Below are 15,549 nucleotides of genomic sequence, written 5' to 3'. Positions count from 1 at the left end.
GAAGGGAAAGAGAATGGATGATTAAACTTGTTGCAATTGATTTGGATGGGACTTTGCTGAATGATCAGCATGAAGTGACGCCGGGAGTCATAGAGGCAGTCGGGGAAGCGCGCGAGCGCGGAATGAAAATCGTACTTTGTACAGGGAGACCACTTGCTGGGATTAAGACAAGCCTTGATGCGCTCGATTTATTCCATGCAGACGATGTGGCGATTACGATGAACGGGGCGATCACGCTTGAAACGAATTCCGAGCAGATTGTATCTAGCACAGCGCTTGGTAAGGCAGATTTAGCGCGGATTTTCGATTTTTGCAGCCCGCTTGGTGCCCATGTTACGTATTTTGATGCCGTCAAAATGTATATTCCGCATCGAGAAATTTCGATTTTGACGGCGCGCGATTCGCTGTTGCTTGAAACGCCGCTTTATTATCAAACTGTTGATGAGGCAGAGGATACGATTGAAATTCCGAAAGTGATGCTACTTGATGAGCCGGAAAAAATTACGGAGGTTATTGATGCGCTGACAGATGAACTCAAGGCGCGCTATACGATAGTTCGGAGTGTGCCGTATAATCTGGAATTTCTTCATCCGGATGTGAGTAAGGGTCATGCTTTACGAGCACTTGCTCAGAAACTCGGGATCACTGCTGAGGAAGTGATGTGCCTTGGCGATGCAGAAAACGATGTGTCGATGTTTGAATTTGCCGGCCTTCCTATCGCGATGGAAAATGCGACGGAAAAGATTAAAAACCTGGCAAAAAAGATTACGAAAAGCAATAACGAGGACGGTGTAGCTTACGCCCTTCGAAACTTTGCATAAAAAAAGAAGCAGAATGAGCCAAGTTCTGCTTCTTTTTATTACAGCCGATCTTTGAGGAATGCTTTTAACGAATGATAGGCAGGAATCTCAATTTGCATATCTACCCGAATCATTTCCTGCGCCATCTTCGGCTTAATTCCCGAAAGTACCAGCTCAATCCCAAGCAACTTCGTGATATGCGCAAGCTGAAACAACATTTCGGCAAGAGCAGTATCGAATGTTGTGGTTGCGGAAAGATCGAGGCAAAGATCGTTCAAATTAAGTTCGTTGCATCGTTTGACAGCACTTTCCATAAGTAGCTGAGCTCGCTCTCGGTCAACGCGACCAACAACAGGGAGAATGGCGATTTGGTCTGTAATCGAGATTAGCGGGGCGCTAATTTCATCAATGAGCGAACGTTGGTTTTCAATGAAATTCACAATTTGTGTGTAATAAAGTGTGCTGAACTGTCCGATAATGGTATCAAAAGCTTGATTGGCAGTATGAATGATCTTGGAAAAATCTGCTTTTGTAATAGAATCATCATGAATCGCAAAAACTGCAGCGGCACTTAAGACTTGTTGTCGAAGTTTATCAAGTGTCATAATTACTTCAGGCAATGGAACATCATTTTTAACGCGTCTTTGGTACATATGCTCTAGCCATTTTTTTTAAAGACTTATCAAAATATTGTTTGTCTTCGTGGAAAAAATCGATAATCAGCTGAACAGTTTGCTTACTATCCTCAGTTAATTCTTTTTTATAAAGCGGTTCATAAACTGGACTAGTATAAGGCATTTTCATTGAGTAAATGGAATCGAGCCATTTAGCGATTATTTCATCGGTATGGATCGTTAAATAGTTGCTGATTTCTTGTTTTTCCTTTTTCATTGTGTTCCCACCTTTTTAAACATTTCGATCGTTTCTGTTACCTTATTTTATTCTGAAAACCTCTAACTGTCCATATTTAACTAGTAAAAGGCAAAGAAAGCATAAGAAACATCAATTTCAATTTTTTAGTTAAAAAGCCATGCGTTATTTATTAGTCATGTTATAATAGGAAAGAATGAACCTGAAAGGAAGTTTTTTGTGAGATTACAAGATGAATTAGAAGAACTACAGCCTGTTGTGATCAATCTATTTAAGCGTAGCAAACGAGAAAATCGTTTGTCGCACGGCTATCTTTTTTCTGGACCAAGTGGTGTTGGGAAAAAGCGGATGGCACTCTGGCTCGCCCAAAGTTTATTTTGTCTTGAACAAACAAGCGAAATTTTTGCTTGTTCCGAGTGTGTCAACTGCACGCGGATCGCAAATGACAACCATCCGGACGTTCACTGGCTTGCCCCTGACGGCGCAAGCATCAAAATTGATCAAGTTCGGGGCATTCGTTCGGAACTAATCAAGCAAGGGATGGAATCTAACAAAAAAGTTTTAATCATTGATGAAGCGGATAAAATGACTGTTCAATCGGCCAATAGTCTGCTTAAATTTATAGAAGAACCAGAGGAAGGGACACTGCTTCTATTCCTCACCACGAATCCAGCTAAAATTTTGCCAACGATTGCATCAAGATTGCAGCCGGTTACGTTTCGGGAACTGCCATTTGACCAGCTTGTGAAGAAACTTGAACAAGTTGGAATCAGCGAACAAAAAGTACGTATTTTTGCGAGTATCACGGGAAGTATCAAGGAAGCTGAGCAGCTGAATGAAGATGAGTTTTTCAGTGAAGCAAGGAATGCTTCCATCAAGCTTTATGAAGGGTTGCATCATAACGGACCAAATCCGCTGATCTTTATTCAAGAAACGTGGATGCCGCTTTTTAAAGAGAAGAAAGGTATGGCAATGGGACTTGATTTGCTGCTGCTGCTTTACCGGGATGTGTTGCATTTAATGCTGAATGAGAATTACACTGTGATTTCGGCCAGTCAAATTGAGTGGCTAAAACGTGATGCACTTCAGTTTTCACTGCCAGAAATTACAAGGGAAATCGAAGCGGTACTTGAAGCAAAAACGAAACTGGATTCAAACATGAATGCGCAGCTTCTGATGGAGCAGCTCGTATTAAAGTTACAAGGGGGTCATGGATTTGCTTAAAATTGTAGGGGTCCGATTTAAGGATGCCGGTAAAATTTATTATTTTTCGCCTGGCGATTTAGATATTAAACAAGACGAAGGTGTGATCGTCGAAAACGCACAAGGGATTGAATTCGGACGCGCAGTGATTGAACCGCGGATGGTGGATGAGGAAGATGTGGTCTTGCCGCTTAAAAATGTGATTCGGATTGCAACAGCGGATGACTATAAGGCGGTTGCAGAGAACAATCTTTCCTGTGAAAAAGCTTTTTTGCTTTGTGATGAAAAAATTCGCGAGCATGATATCGAAATGAATCTCGTGGATGTAGATTATACATTTGATCGCAACAAAATTATTTTTTATTTTACAGCAGAAGGACGGGTTGATTTCCGCGAACTTGTGAAGGATCTTGCCTCTGTTTTCAGAACGCGGATTGAACTGCGGCAGATTGGAGTGCGTGATGAAGCGAAACTGCTTGGTGGAATCGGGCCTTGCGGTAGAATGCTTTGTTGCTCGACATTCCTAGGCGATTTTGAGCCGGTTTCGATTAAAATGGCGAAAGATCAAAATTTATCGCTGAATCCAACGAAAATTTCTGGGCTATGCGGACGTTTGATGTGTTGTTTGAAGTATGAAAACGATGAATATGAACAAGCAAAACGCGAAATGCCGGATGTAGGTGTGAAGGTAACTACGCCTGAAGGAGCAGAAGGAAAAGTGACGGGCATCAACTTACTGAAACGAATTCTCCAAGTTCGTCTTCCAGAAGATGAACTAGTTCTTGAATATGAACTGGATGAACTCCGCCCATATAACACCTTTTTAGCTGAAAAGGCAAAGTCTTGAGGTGAAGAAAGTGGATAAAAAAGGCATTATTTGATTCAGTCAGCAATATGGAGGAGCAAATCGGCGAGCTTTATCAGCAGCTTGGCGATCTAAAAACGAATCTCGGCAGCATGCTTGAAGAAAATAACCGACTTGAGATTGAAAATGATTATTTGAGAAAAAGACTTGGCGAAACGAGAAATTTAGCGGATTCGGAAAATGATGAAGGAATCATGGCGGAAGATCGCAAGGAAGCAATGCAGCAGATGATCGAACTTGGCGAAGGTCACGACAACCTTGTGAAACTTTACAAAGAAGGGTTCCATGTTTGCAACATTCACTTCGGCAGCCCAAGAAGTAATGGGGAAGATTGCTTGTTCTGTCTCTCCTTACTCAACAAAAAATAAACGACCGCCTCTCGTTTCTTGAGAGGCTTTTTTTAAAGGGGGATAGAACATGCTTAAAGGCGATGAAAGGCTGGATTATTTACTTGCGGAAGAAATGCGGATCATCCAAAGTCCCACTGTGTTCTCATTTTCGCTTGACGCTGTTTTGCTCGCGCACTTCACCTATATTCCTTTCCATAAAGGAAGTATTGTTGACCTTTGTAGCGGCAACGGAATTATTCCACTTCTGTTAAGCAAACATACTGAGGTACCGATCACTGGGATCGAAATTCAGCCGCGGCTTGCCGATATGGCGCGCCGTAGTATCCAATATAACAAGCTCGAGAGCAAGATTACGATGCTTGAAGCGGATGTTCGAGATGCACCGAAACTTCTTGGAAAAGAAAAACATGCGCTTGTGACGTGTAACCCGCCTTATTTTGCGACTCCTCCAGAAAGCAAAGTTAACGACAATGAGCATTTTCGAATTGCCCGCCATGAAGTTCACGGCAACTTGGATGATATTATAAAAGTCAGCTCAGAGCTTCTGCGCCAAGGAGGCAAGGCCAGTTTTGTGCATCGTCCGGCGCGCCTTCTCGAGCTAACAGGTTTGATGAAGCGTCATCGTCTTGAACCGAAGCGCGTTCAACTGGTACATCCACTTCCTGGGCGCGATGCGAACATGGTGCTTGTTGAAGGAATCAAGGACGCGAAGCCGGGTGTGCGCTATTTGCCGCCGATCGTCGTTCACGAAGAAAATGGGGAATACACAGAACTTGTGAGGGAGATTTTATATGGCAAAGGCAAGTGAACATTTTTTTTTATGTCTTAAAGTGTAGCGACGGGACGTTTTATGGCGGTTATACAACAGATGTAACAAGGCGTGAACAAGAGCACAATGATGGAATCCGCTGCAAGTACACAAAAACGCGTCGCCCAGTTCAAGTGATCCACTCCGAGCGTTTTGCAACACGGAGCGAAGCGACGAAAGCCGAGGCGCGTTTTAAAGCATTATCACGCAAGGCTAAAGAAACTTATTTGAATGAAGGGCGGAATGAAGATGCAGATTCAGAAAAGCTTTCAAAATAAAGACGGTATCGGGACGCTTTATCTTGTTCCAACGCCGATTGGAAACCTTGAAGATATGACATTCCGTGCCATTCGTATTTTAAAGGAAGTCGATTTAATCGCAGCAGAAGACACGCGCAATACAATTAAGCTGTTAAACCATTTCGAGATTCAGTCAAAAATGGTAAGTTATCACCAGTACAGTGAGCAATCTCGTGAAAAGGAGCTTGTTGAAGACTTGAAAAAGGGGCAAAATATTGCGCTTGTGAGCGATGCTGGGATGCCTGCGATATCCGACCCAGGCTATGAGCTTGTTAGAGCTGCGCTTACCGAAGATGTGTCAGTTGTGGCGCTTCCGGGAGCAAATGCTGCATTAACCGCGCTTATCGCATCAGGTCAACTTCCGCAGCCATTTTATTTTTACGGGTTTTTACCGCGTTCCGCGAAGGAAAAAGAAAAAGCCTTGGAGGAATTAGCGATGCGCCAAGAAAGCTGGATTTTGTATGAGTCGCCACATCGGTTGAAAGAAACCTTGAAGGCGCTTACGAAATCAGTTGGGGCTGAACGTGAAGTTTCATTGTGCCGAGAACTGACGAAGTATTATGAAGAATACTTGCGGGGAACTGTCGAAGAAGCACTTGCTTGGGCCGCGTCCGAAACCGTCCGCGGAGAGTTCTGCATCGTCGTATCCGGTAGCAGTGACACTCCAGCCGAACAACCATCCTGGTGGACAGACTTATCGCTTAAAGAACACGTGGAAGCGATCATCGAGCGGGAAGAAGCTACTTCAAAGGAAGCCATTAAAATAGCCGCGCAAGAGCGCGGCTTACCAAAACGTGATGTCTATGCAGCTTATCACGAGATCAAAAAAGAGTGAGGAAATTTCCTCACTCTTTTTATGTGAATCAGGAGATTATTTAACAGTTACAAGCGTGCGGCTGATTTCCGCATAACGACTGTCAACACCAACTAATTCTACTTTATCGCCAGCTTTGATTTGACCTTCAGAGATTGCAAAGCTGAATGTTCCGTCACTAGCTGGGATACGTTGAGTGACAACCTTATCGTTGATCCAAAGACGTACATAAGCAACGTCAGGACCAGCAGTTCCGTCTAAAGTATAGCTTCCAAGCGTATAGCCGGGTGTGTTAATTGCAGATGATGAGTTATCAATAGGAGTTGCATCTAGACGAGCTACTTCTTTATATGTGCTGTCAATAGCAACAACTTCAACTTTATCCCCAGCTTTAATTAAATTAGCTGCATTCGTAAAGCTGTAAGTTCCATTTTCGCTAGGCGTTGCTTGAGTAGCAACCGCGCCATTTACCCAAAGACGAACTCGGAATACATCTTTTCCAGCAGTTCCAGAAAGTGAAGGATCTCCGTAATTGTAAGTGTCAGCTGTTAGAGAGTAGTCAGTGACTACAGAGCTGCTTTTCACATCAACAGTGATACGTTTTACTTCTACATATTTTGAATCGACTCCTACAACTTCAACCTTGTCGCCATCTTTAATTAATGCACTAGCATTAGGGAAAGAGTATGTGCCGTCAGAGTTAAGGACAGCTTGAGTAACCACCACACCGTTTACCCAAAGACGAACTTTTGCAATATCCGAGCTGAATTTACCAGTAAGATTAGTTTGACCTGCTTCATAGCTATCAGCTGTAAGTGTAGTTTCGTTAGCCGCAGGAATTTCAACAGTAATGCGGTTTACTTCTACATATTTAGAGTCAACAGCGACAACTTCCACTTTATCTCCAGCTTTAATCAAACTTCCAGCAGTTGGGAAAGTATAAGTTCCATCAGCATTTGTAGTAGCTTGAGCAGCAACTGCGCCATTCACCCAAAGGCGAACTTTAGAAACATCTTTACCATACGTACCAGTTAAAGATTGACCGATTGTGTAAGTATTAGCTGTTAGAGAAGTATCTAGTTCACCTTTAACAGCAACTTCAACACGGTTTACTTCTGCGTAAGCAGAATCAACAGCAACTACTTCAATTTTGTCGCCATCTTTAATTAGGTTAGCAACATTATTGAAAGTGTAAGTTCCGTTGTTAGTAGTAGCTTGAAGAACAACTACACCATTAACGAATAAACGGACTTTAGAAACATCTTTACCGTAAGTACCAGTTAAAGTAGTTTGTCCGAGATTGTAAGAGTTTACAGTAAGTTTGTAATCTTTATTAGTTTCAACCACTTTAACAGTCGTTGCTTTACTTGTATTTCCAGCAGCATCAGTTGCAGTTACAGCGATAGAAACACCTTTAGCTTGTTTAGGAATGTTAATTGTGTAATTTCCATTTGCATCAGCTTTAGTGCTGCCAATAACGATACCGTTTACTTTTGCTTCAACAGTAGAGTTAGGTTCCGCAGTACCACTGATTGTTGTCGATGTTGTCATGATAGAACCTTCAACAACAGGAGCATCAGGAGCTGTTACGTCTTTTACAGTAAGTGTTTGAGTAGCTTCTTTGTTCCCTTTAGATGCTGTTACTTTGAAGACATCGCCTTCTTTCGCAGCAGGATCAATGGCTACAGAGAAAGTACCGCTTGATGAAGCTACTGTTTCATATGTTTTACCATTAACTAAAATAGTCACATTAGATCCTGGCGTAGCAGTACCTGATACAACTTTTGCATCCTCATTAATAGTATTAACTACTAAAGTTGGAGCCGTAGCTGCAACACTTGCAATTCTATGATAGTTCTGAGCTTTAAAGTTAGCGTTAAGATTATCATCTGAGGTATTTGCAGATGGTGTGACATAACCAGACATTTTGATTGATCCTACAACTGCATCCCACGAAAGGTCAGGTGCATCTGTCATATTATCTTTATTCCATGCTCCTACAGTTGCACCATTTAAGTTGATGCTTGAAGCAGGCATATACAAGGCACGACCTGTGCGGTTCAAGTTGTTGATATCATAGTTAGCATCGCCGAAGAATTGGAGAGTACCAGTGTTTGTACGAATAGCGTAGGCAGAAGTTGCTGAAGAAGTAACGTTGAAAGTAGATGCTTTTCCGACGTTAATATTTTTAACATTTACTTGAGGAACGTTGATTGTTGGGCTAGAGCTTTTAATGTCTACTTTCGCGCCATCTTTAATGCTGAGTGTTCCTGCTGGTACTGAAATACCACTGTAGTTGCTAGAAGTATTCAAAACGGCATTTTTTCCAATAGTTACAGGCGCAGTTCCGTCAAGTAAGAATGCGTAAGTACCGCTGTTAATTGTAAGAGCCGAGTTGTCTTCTAAAATAATAGCGCCTGAATAATAACCGCGAACACTATTTCCTTTATTTGTAGTGAATTTGGCATTTGCACCAGATTTAACCGTTAAATTTTTGACTTCCATGGTTTCGTGATTTCTAGTTGAAGTAAGTGTAGTGTTTCCAGAAACATTAACGTTTCCTCTAGGATTGTAAATTGCCTGTGGCCCATAATAGTTAACATTATTCAAATTAATTGTGTAATCTGGAACGCTTGTCAAAACTAGTCCATAATACGAGTAAAAACCGTCTTCTGGATTAGCAACAATGTTTACATCGTTGAATGTTACAGTGTTGGCACCATCGAGTTGACCGTTCATAGAACTCTTATACACATAAATGGTATTGTTATTCCCATTGATTGTTACAGAGTGAGTAACACGAACATCGGTGTAAACATTTTTTTCTGATGGGAAGTAGATATCGTTTGTTAAGTTGATTTCAGTGATGTTTTTGTCTGCCAAAGCGGATTTGTATTCCTCGTAGTTCGAAACAGTTGCAACAGTTGCATTTACAACTGCTTGTTCTGCTGCATCAGCCGAGAAAACGTTGATTGGTAAAGCTGCGAATTGTCCGCCTAAAGTTAAAGCTGCTACCCCAATGATTAATCCTTTTTTAGCTTTTTTTTGAAAAATTGTTGGTTTGCATGAATTCTTTATTCCTCCTGAAGTATACTTTTTTTGCGCAACGATGCTGATGCTTTCTCACCTCCGTTTTATCGCTACATGAGTATTCTAAAAAAAAGTTTTCAGTCTATTCAATCGCCCAGAGGCAGGAATTCATTAAAGATTTTGAGATAAATTATGTCATTTTCGCCATATCTTAATATTCTGACCATATGAAAAGATCGTTTTTCGCGCAAAAATCATTATAGATAATAAATTTTGCTATGTATTCAAATAAGCAAAAGAGCTAAGAGTTTTGCAAGGGAAACTAGTTTCGCTAAGTAAATCCTAGTTTTCTTAAATAAATCAGTGCTGAACAGCAAAAATTCTGTTTTGTGCCACAAAAAAAAATGCTATAATAAGAGGTAATTGTGAAGTCAATTAGGAGGGAAAAAGATTGCCTAAAGAAAAAAATACATTTTATATTACAACGCCGATTTACTATCCGAGCGGAAAAGCGCACATTGGACACGCTTACACAACCGTTGCTGGAGATGCAATGGCACGCTATAAACGTCTAAAAGGATTCGACGTATTTTACTTAACCGGAACCGATGAACACGGACAAAAAATCCAAGCAAAAGCTGCTGATCGCGGCATTTCAGAGCAAGAATACGTGGATGAACTAGCAGCGAGCTTCAAAGGTTTGTGGGAAAAACTGGAAATCACGAATACAGATTTTATTCGTACAACCGAACCGCGTCACAAACAAGGCGTTGAAAAAATCTTCCAGCGTCTCGTTGATCAAGGCGATATTTACCTTGGCGAATATGAAGGCTGGTATTCCGTTTCTGATGAAGAATATTTCACGGAAACCCAACTTGCGGAAGTATATCGTGATGAAAGCGGCGTCGTCATCGGTGGAAAAGCACTAAGCGGCAATGAAGTGGAGCTTGTCAAAGAAGAATCTTATTTCTTCCGGATGAGTAAATATGCAGATCGCCTAGTCGACTATTATAATAACCATCCCGATTTCATTTTGCCAGAATCGCGCAAAAATGAGATGCTGAAAAACTTTATCGAACCGGGACTTGAAGATTTAGCTGTATCCCGTACCACTTTCGATTGGGGCATCAAAGTACCAGGTAATCCGAAACACGTGGTATACGTGTGGATTGATGCGCTGTCAAACTATATCACGGCTCTTGGTTACAACACGCCAGATGATGCGAAATTCCAAAAATACTGGCCGGCAGACGTCCAAATCGTCGGCAAAGAAATCGTCCGTTTCCATACCATTTACTGGCCGATCATCCTAATGGCACTTGATTTACCACTTCCAAAAACCATATTCGGTCACGGGTGGATTCTAATGAAAGACGGAAAAATGTCAAAATCTAAAGGCAACGTCGTCGATCCGTATATGCTGATTGACCGCTATGGCCTTGACGCCGTGCGCTACTACCTGTTGCGTGAAGTTCCGTTTGGCTCCGATGGGCTGTTTACTCCGGAAGACTTTGTTGACAGAATTAACTACGACCTCGCAAACGACCTTGGAAATCTGCTCAACCGTACGATCGCCATGATCAACAAATATTTTGACGGCGAAATTCCGGCTTACAGCGGCCATGTTACAGCATTTGATGAACCGCTTGAAAACTTCAAAGATGAAGTTGTAAAAGACTATGAAGCGGCGATGGAACATATGCAGTTCTCCGTTGCGCTGTCGAAAGTTTGGTCGCTTGTTTCGCGCACCAATAAATATATTGATGAAACAACGCCGTGGGTACTCGCAAAAGAAGAAGACAAAACCGAGCTTGCAAGCGTGATGAACCACTTGGCTGAATCACTGCGGATCATTGCGGTCTTGTTGAAACCATTTTTGACGAAAGCTCCGGAAGCTATCCTTGAACAGCTGAATCTGCCTGTCGAACAAAACTTTGAAAGCTTGAACGGCTTTGGCAAAATTCCGGCTCGGACTAAAGTAGTTGCAAAAGGCACGCCAATCTTCCCACGCCTTGATGCGAAAGAAGAAGTGGCATACATTAAAGAACAAATGAAGGCTACGAACCCTGTGAAACAACAAGAAGCGGAACAGGCTGAGGTAGAAGCATTTGAGACACCACAAATCGGGATAGAAGATTTCGATAAACTGGACCTTCGTGTTGCTGAAGTGAAACAAGTTGAGAAAGTGAAGAAAGCAGACAAATTACTTCTTTTCCAACTTGACCTTGGTGAAGGCAAATTACGCCAAGTTCTTTCAGGCATCGCCCAATTTTATACCCCAGAAGAATTGCTTGGGAAAAAAGTAATCGTCGTTTCGAACTTAAAACCTGTAAAATTACGCGGTTTAATGAGCGAAGGAATGATCCTATCCGGTGAATTTGATGGAAAGCTACGTGTCATCGAAGCAAATGCTGACCTTCCAAACGGCTCAAAAGTAAAATAATGATGAATAAAACCCCCTCGCGATACCTATCCGTGAGGGGGTCTTTTAGTTTAAACAAATTTCTACTATATATTATAAATGCGCCGGAGTTTCCGAACGCGAATGCAAATAGTATAATAGAAGGAAACGAATTTTTGGAGGGAAGACAATGCTTTTTGATACGCATGTCCATTTAAACGACACAGCATTTGATGAAGATCTGGTGGAAGTGATCGAACGCGCCAAGGAAAACGATGTAACCAAGATGCTGTTGTCGGTTTCAATAAAAAAACGATCGAACGCGCCCTTGAACTAGCAGAACAATATGATTTCATCTACCTGATTCTCGGCTGGCATCCAACCGATGCAATTGACTTCACAGATGCTGATCTAGACTGGCTTCGCGAACTGACGAAGCATCCGAAAATGGTGGCACTCGGCGAAATGGGGCTTGATTATCACTGGGATACATCACCAAAAGACGTTCAATTTGAAGTTTTCCGCAAGCAAATCCAGCTTGCCAAAGAAGTGAATTTACCGATTGTCATCCATAATCGCGAAGCAACCGAAGATGTCATCCGAATTTTGCAGGAAGAACATGCGGAAGAAGTAGGGGGTATTATGCACTGCTTTGGTGAAACGGTTGAAGTCATGGAAGCCTGCTTGGCGCTCAATTTTCATATTTCCTTTGGCGGAACCGTAACTTTTAAGAACGCAAAACTTCCAAAAATTGCGGCGGAACAAGTCCCGCTTGATCGTATCCTTGTCGAAACCGATGCCCCGTACCTTGCGCCGCACCCAAATCGCGGCAAGCGAAATGAGCCAGCTTACGTCAAGTTAGTTGCCGAAAAAATTGCAGAATTGAAAGAAATGAAATATGAGGAAATCGCTAGCCTCACAACGTCTAACGCAGAAAAGCTGTTTCGGATTGAAAAGTGATCGTAATCTTTTTGTAACAAAACAGGGTCACTGTAACGCATTCTTAAGCTTATCGTATACAATGAGTGCAAATTGGTCTGAACCACCTTATTTTATGCCTAAGCCTCGAGTCGTAGTTTATTGAAATATATTTGTCACAATTAACATTTTTTGTAAAAACACAATTTTAAAACGGCTTGATACCAACGATTTAATGATTTTATTGAGAAAATGTGAACAAACTTTCCAATAAATTGACAGTTCTTTAGTCCCCCGTATATAATCACTAGCGAGTAGAAAGGGGAGAAATACATGACCATGGAAAACAGCAGTAACGCTAATCAATTATCAAAATGGAAACTACCTATTTTGATTGCAGGATTTGTTATTGTAGTATCATTGGTTTTTTATTTCGTTTTCGAAGGAACAAAAAACGATATCACCATTATAAACGCTGGTGAAAAAATGGAAGTTAAAACACATGCAGATACAGTTGGAGCCGCTCTTTCAGAATCGGGTATCAAACTTGGTGCGCATGATGAAGTAACTCCTGCTAAAAATACAAAAATTAAAGACGGTATGGATATTAACTATACAAAAGCAAACCAATTAACCATTATAGACAATGGTAAAAAAGAAAATGTTTGGAGTACGAAAAAAACGGTAGGAGACGTTTTGAAGGACGAAAATATTACGACACGTCCGCATGATGTTGTGAGTGCTGATTTAGATTCGAAAGTAAAAGACGGCCAAAACATCAAAATCGACCGCGCCATTTTCTTATCGCTTCAAAATGGGGAGAAAAAAAGAAAAAAGTTTGGTCAACAAAAAACAATGTTGGCGATTTACTTAGTGAAAAGAATATTAAGTTGAGTAAAGAAGATCGTGTTTCACCAGCAAAAGATGCTGATTTAAAAGAAAACATGACCATTCTTGTTACTTATGTAGATAAAAAAACAGAAGAAAAAAAATGAAGCTATTGCTTTTGAAACCGTATATAAAGAAGATTCAAGCCTTGCAAGAGGCAACACAAAAGTCGTTTCTGCAGGAAAAAATGGAACGAAAAAAGTGAAATATGAAATCGTATTTGAAAACGGTAAAGAAAAACAACGCAATCGCATTAGTGAATCCGTTGTTTCAGAAAGTACAGATAAAATTGTGGCACGCGGAACAAAACAACCGCAAGTTGTCGCAGTCAATCATACTGGCACGAACAAGCCGGCAGCATCAAATACTGTAGCGGCACACAAGCCAAGTTCGAGCAGTAATAACACTTCGGCAGCACCAAGCGGCGGAAAAACGTATACGATGGAATCCACTGCTTATACAGGCGGCGGAGTGACAGCAACTGGAATTAATTTATCTGCTAATCCGGGACTGAAAGTAGTCGCAGTAGATCCTCGTGTTATTCCACTTGGTTCACGCGTTTATGTATCTGGATACGGCGAAGCGATCGCTGGAGACACTGGCGGCGCGATTAAAGGGAATATCGTTGACGTTTACTTCCCAGATTACGGCTCATGCGTGAGTTGGGGACGAAGAACAGTAACCGTTACAGTTCTCTAAATAAAAACTTGTATAAAAAGCGAGGCTGACTTATCGGGCTTCGCTTTTTCTTTATGCTATGGTATGATAAGCATACTGATTTTTAAAAAAGGACGTTTTAACATGGAAAAGCCAATTATTAATGAAGTGATTGTCGTAGAAGGCCGCGATGATACGACTGCCATACGTCGAGCAGTTGAGGCAGACACAATTGAAACAAATGGCTCGGCAATAAACGGAGACACAATTGAGCGGATTCGCTTCGCGAATGAAAAGCGCGGTGTCATCATTTTGACCGACCCTGACTTTCCAGGCGAGAAGATTAGGAAAATAATTGATGCGGCTGTTCCCGGATGCAAACATGCTTTTATCAAGCGGAGCGAAGCGCTTCCAAAGTATGGTAGAGGCCTTGGTGTAGAACACGCCTCCCCGGATGTCATCCGTGAAGCCTTAAGTGCTTTCCACACGAGCCGAGTGAAGCCTGAACAAGAATTGAATCCAGTATCGCGCAAGCGCTTAATTGAAGCGGGTCTCTTATTTGGCGACGGCGCGCGGGCGCGCCGTGACCGTCTCGGCGAGCTTCTGCGAATCGGATATACGAATGGAAAGCAGCTTGAAGCTCGACTTGTTATGTTTGAAATTGGCAAACAGGAATTTGAAGATGCGCTTGGCGTAGTTTTTCAGGAGGAAAAAAATGACTAAAGATATTGCGACTCCGGGTCGGACAACGGAAATCTTAAAGAAATACGGGTTTTTATTTAAGAAAAGTCTGGGACAGAATTTCTTGATCGATCCGAATATTTTGCGACGAATTACCGAAACAGCGGAATTAAATAAGAACACTAACGTGATTGAAATCGGACCGGGCATCGGCGCGCTTACAGAACACCTTGCTCGGACAAGTAAAGAAGTCGTGGCCTTTGAAATTGATCAGCGCCTGCTTCCAATCCTTGCAGATACGCTTTCGCCTTATGAGAATGTGCATATTGAGCACGGCGATGTTCTAAAAGCAAACCTTGCAGAAGTGATCGAACGCGAGTTCAGCGATAGCGAAGCGCCGCTTAAGATCGTTGCAAACTTGCCTTATTACGTGACAACGCCGATTATTCTCAGTTTGCTTCACGCAGAAGTTCCGGCAGATTCGATGACCTTTATGTTGCAAAAAGAAGTGGCTGAACGAATTAGCGCGGTTCCAGGAACGAAGAGCTACGGCAGTTTGACGATCGCGATCCAATTTTATATGGAAGCAAGCCTCGCCTTTATCGTCCCGAAGAATGTGTTTATGCCGAAGCCGAATGTGGATTCAGCTATTGTGCAGCTCGTGCGCCGCGATAAGCCGCTTGCAGACGTCAAGAATGTCGAGTTTTTCTTTGAGGTGACGCGAGCTGCATTTGTTAGCCGCCGTAAGACGCTATGGAATAACTTGGCTCAGAAATTTCCAGAGTTGAAGAATCGGCGTGAAGAAGTCGAAGCGAAACTTGCAGGAATCAATATTGATTTAAAGCGCCGCGGTGAAACCCTTTCCATTCCTGAATTTGCCATGCTTAGTGAGGAACTAGAAGAAATTTTAAAAAAATAAGTAAAAAAAATGTATTTCTTTGTTGACAAGCTTTTGCTATACTGAT

Annotated in this window: 10 protein-coding genes and 4 pseudogenes; 12 read left to right on the top strand and 2 right to left on the bottom strand. The window is 42.0% G+C overall.

Annotated features, from left to right (window positions below; genetic code table 11):
- Window positions 1-17: 17 nt before the first annotated feature.
- Complete coding sequence (locus tag MFLO_RS10430; protein ID WP_036097906.1) at window positions 18-821, top strand: Cof-type HAD-IIB family hydrolase; 804 nt, start codon at window positions 18-20, stop codon at window positions 819-821.
- A 38-nt stretch (window positions 822-859) separates the two neighbouring features.
- Here the strand turns inward: MFLO_RS10430 and MFLO_RS10425 are convergent.
- A pseudogene (locus tag MFLO_RS10425) lies at window positions 860-1,691 on the bottom strand (STAS domain-containing protein).
- Window positions 1,692-1,889: 198 nt separating this feature from the next.
- On the opposite strand from MFLO_RS10425, the gene holB reads away from it, so the two are divergent.
- The 6 genes and pseudogenes from holB (at window position 1,890) to rsmI (ending at window position 6,030) form a co-directional block, all read left to right on the top strand.
- A complete protein-coding gene (gene holB / locus MFLO_RS10420; protein WP_036097905.1) occupies window positions 1,890-2,894 on the top strand; it encodes a DNA polymerase III subunit delta' in 1,005 nt (334 codons plus the stop codon).
- On the top strand, window positions 2,887-3,720 hold the full coding sequence (locus MFLO_RS10415; protein WP_036097904.1) for a PSP1 domain-containing protein: 834 nt from the start codon (window positions 2,887-2,889) through the stop codon (window positions 3,718-3,720). Before holB ends, MFLO_RS10415 begins: the two co-directional genes overlap by 8 nt.
- Window positions 3,721-3,767: 47 nt before the next feature.
- Entirely contained in the window at window positions 3,768-4,106 is a 339-nt protein-coding gene (locus MFLO_RS10410) for an initiation-control protein YabA (RefSeq protein ID WP_051993606.1), read from the top strand.
- Window positions 4,107-4,155: 49 nt separating this feature from the next.
- Window positions 4,156-4,896, top strand: coding sequence for a tRNA1(Val) (adenine(37)-N6)-methyltransferase (locus MFLO_RS10405; RefSeq protein ID WP_036097901.1), 741 nt, complete (start codon window positions 4,156-4,158; stop codon window positions 4,894-4,896).
- A pseudogene (locus MFLO_RS10400) lies at window positions 4,880-5,174 on the top strand (GIY-YIG nuclease family protein). The gene MFLO_RS10405 and the pseudogene MFLO_RS10400 overlap by 17 nt, the downstream one beginning before the upstream one ends.
- On the top strand, window positions 5,146-6,030 hold the full coding sequence (gene rsmI / locus MFLO_RS10395; protein ID WP_036097900.1) for a 16S rRNA (cytidine(1402)-2'-O)-methyltransferase: 885 nt from the start codon (window positions 5,146-5,148) through the stop codon (window positions 6,028-6,030). Before MFLO_RS10400 ends, rsmI begins: the two are co-directional and overlap by 29 nt.
- Window positions 6,031-6,066: 36 nt before the next feature.
- Here rsmI and MFLO_RS14740 read toward each other — a convergent pair whose 3' ends face one another.
- Window positions 6,067-8,982, bottom strand: coding sequence for an immunoglobulin-like domain-containing protein (locus MFLO_RS14740; protein WP_338151521.1), 2,916 nt, complete (start codon window positions 8,980-8,982; stop codon window positions 6,067-6,069).
- A 508-nt stretch (window positions 8,983-9,490) separates the two neighbouring features.
- Between MFLO_RS14740 and metG the strand changes: the two genes are divergently transcribed.
- The 5 genes and pseudogenes from metG (at window position 9,491) to rsmA (ending at window position 15,503) form a co-directional block, all read left to right on the top strand.
- Window positions 9,491-11,482, top strand: a complete 1,992-nt coding sequence (gene metG / locus MFLO_RS10385; RefSeq protein WP_036097899.1) for a methionine--tRNA ligase — start codon at window positions 9,491-9,493, stop codon at window positions 11,480-11,482.
- A gap of 148 nt (window positions 11,483-11,630) precedes the next feature.
- Window positions 11,631-12,400 (top strand): annotated as a pseudogene (locus tag MFLO_RS10380) (TatD family hydrolase).
- A 291-nt stretch (window positions 12,401-12,691) separates the two neighbouring features.
- Window positions 12,692-13,945, top strand: a pseudogene (locus tag MFLO_RS16480) (ubiquitin-like domain-containing protein).
- 102 nt (window positions 13,946-14,047) lie between these two features.
- Window positions 14,048-14,626 (top strand): ribonuclease M5, encoded by a 579-nt coding sequence (rnmV, locus tag MFLO_RS10370; RefSeq protein WP_036097898.1) that lies wholly within the window; start codon window positions 14,048-14,050, stop codon window positions 14,624-14,626.
- Window positions 14,619-15,503 (top strand): 16S rRNA (adenine(1518)-N(6)/adenine(1519)-N(6))-dimethyltransferase RsmA, encoded by an 885-nt coding sequence (gene rsmA, locus MFLO_RS10365; protein WP_036097894.1) that lies wholly within the window; start codon window positions 14,619-14,621, stop codon window positions 15,501-15,503. The genes rnmV and rsmA overlap by 8 nt, the downstream gene beginning before the upstream one ends.
- Window positions 15,504-15,549: the final 46 nt, after the last annotated feature.

Origin of the sequence: Listeria floridensis FSL S10-1187, from assembly GCF_000525875.1 — a bacterium.
GTDB lineage: Bacteria > Bacillota > Bacilli > Lactobacillales > Listeriaceae > Listeria > Listeria floridensis.
Note: the sequence above shows the minus strand (reverse complement) of the source record. Positions and strands in the feature narration are given on the sequence as shown.

What these genes read in the sequence shown, in the direction of transcription:
- MFLO_RS10430 (WP_036097906.1), top strand. Translation starts at nt 18, where the DNA reads ATGATTAAACTTGTTGCAATTGATTTGGATGGGACTTTGCTGAATGAT.
- MFLO_RS10410 (WP_051993606.1), top strand. Translation starts at nt 3,768, where the DNA reads ATGGAGGAGCAAATCGGCGAGCTTTATCAGCAGCTTGGCGATCTAAAA.
- MFLO_RS10405 (WP_036097901.1), top strand. Translation starts at nt 4,156, where the DNA reads ATGCTTAAAGGCGATGAAAGGCTGGATTATTTACTTGCGGAAGAAATG.
- rsmI (WP_036097900.1), top strand. Translation starts at nt 5,146, where the DNA reads ATGCAGATTCAGAAAAGCTTTCAAAATAAAGACGGTATCGGGACGCTT.
- rnmV (WP_036097898.1), top strand. Translation starts at nt 14,048, where the DNA reads ATGGAAAAGCCAATTATTAATGAAGTGATTGTCGTAGAAGGCCGCGAT.
- rsmA (WP_036097894.1), top strand. Translation starts at nt 14,619, where the DNA reads ATGACTAAAGATATTGCGACTCCGGGTCGGACAACGGAAATCTTAAAG.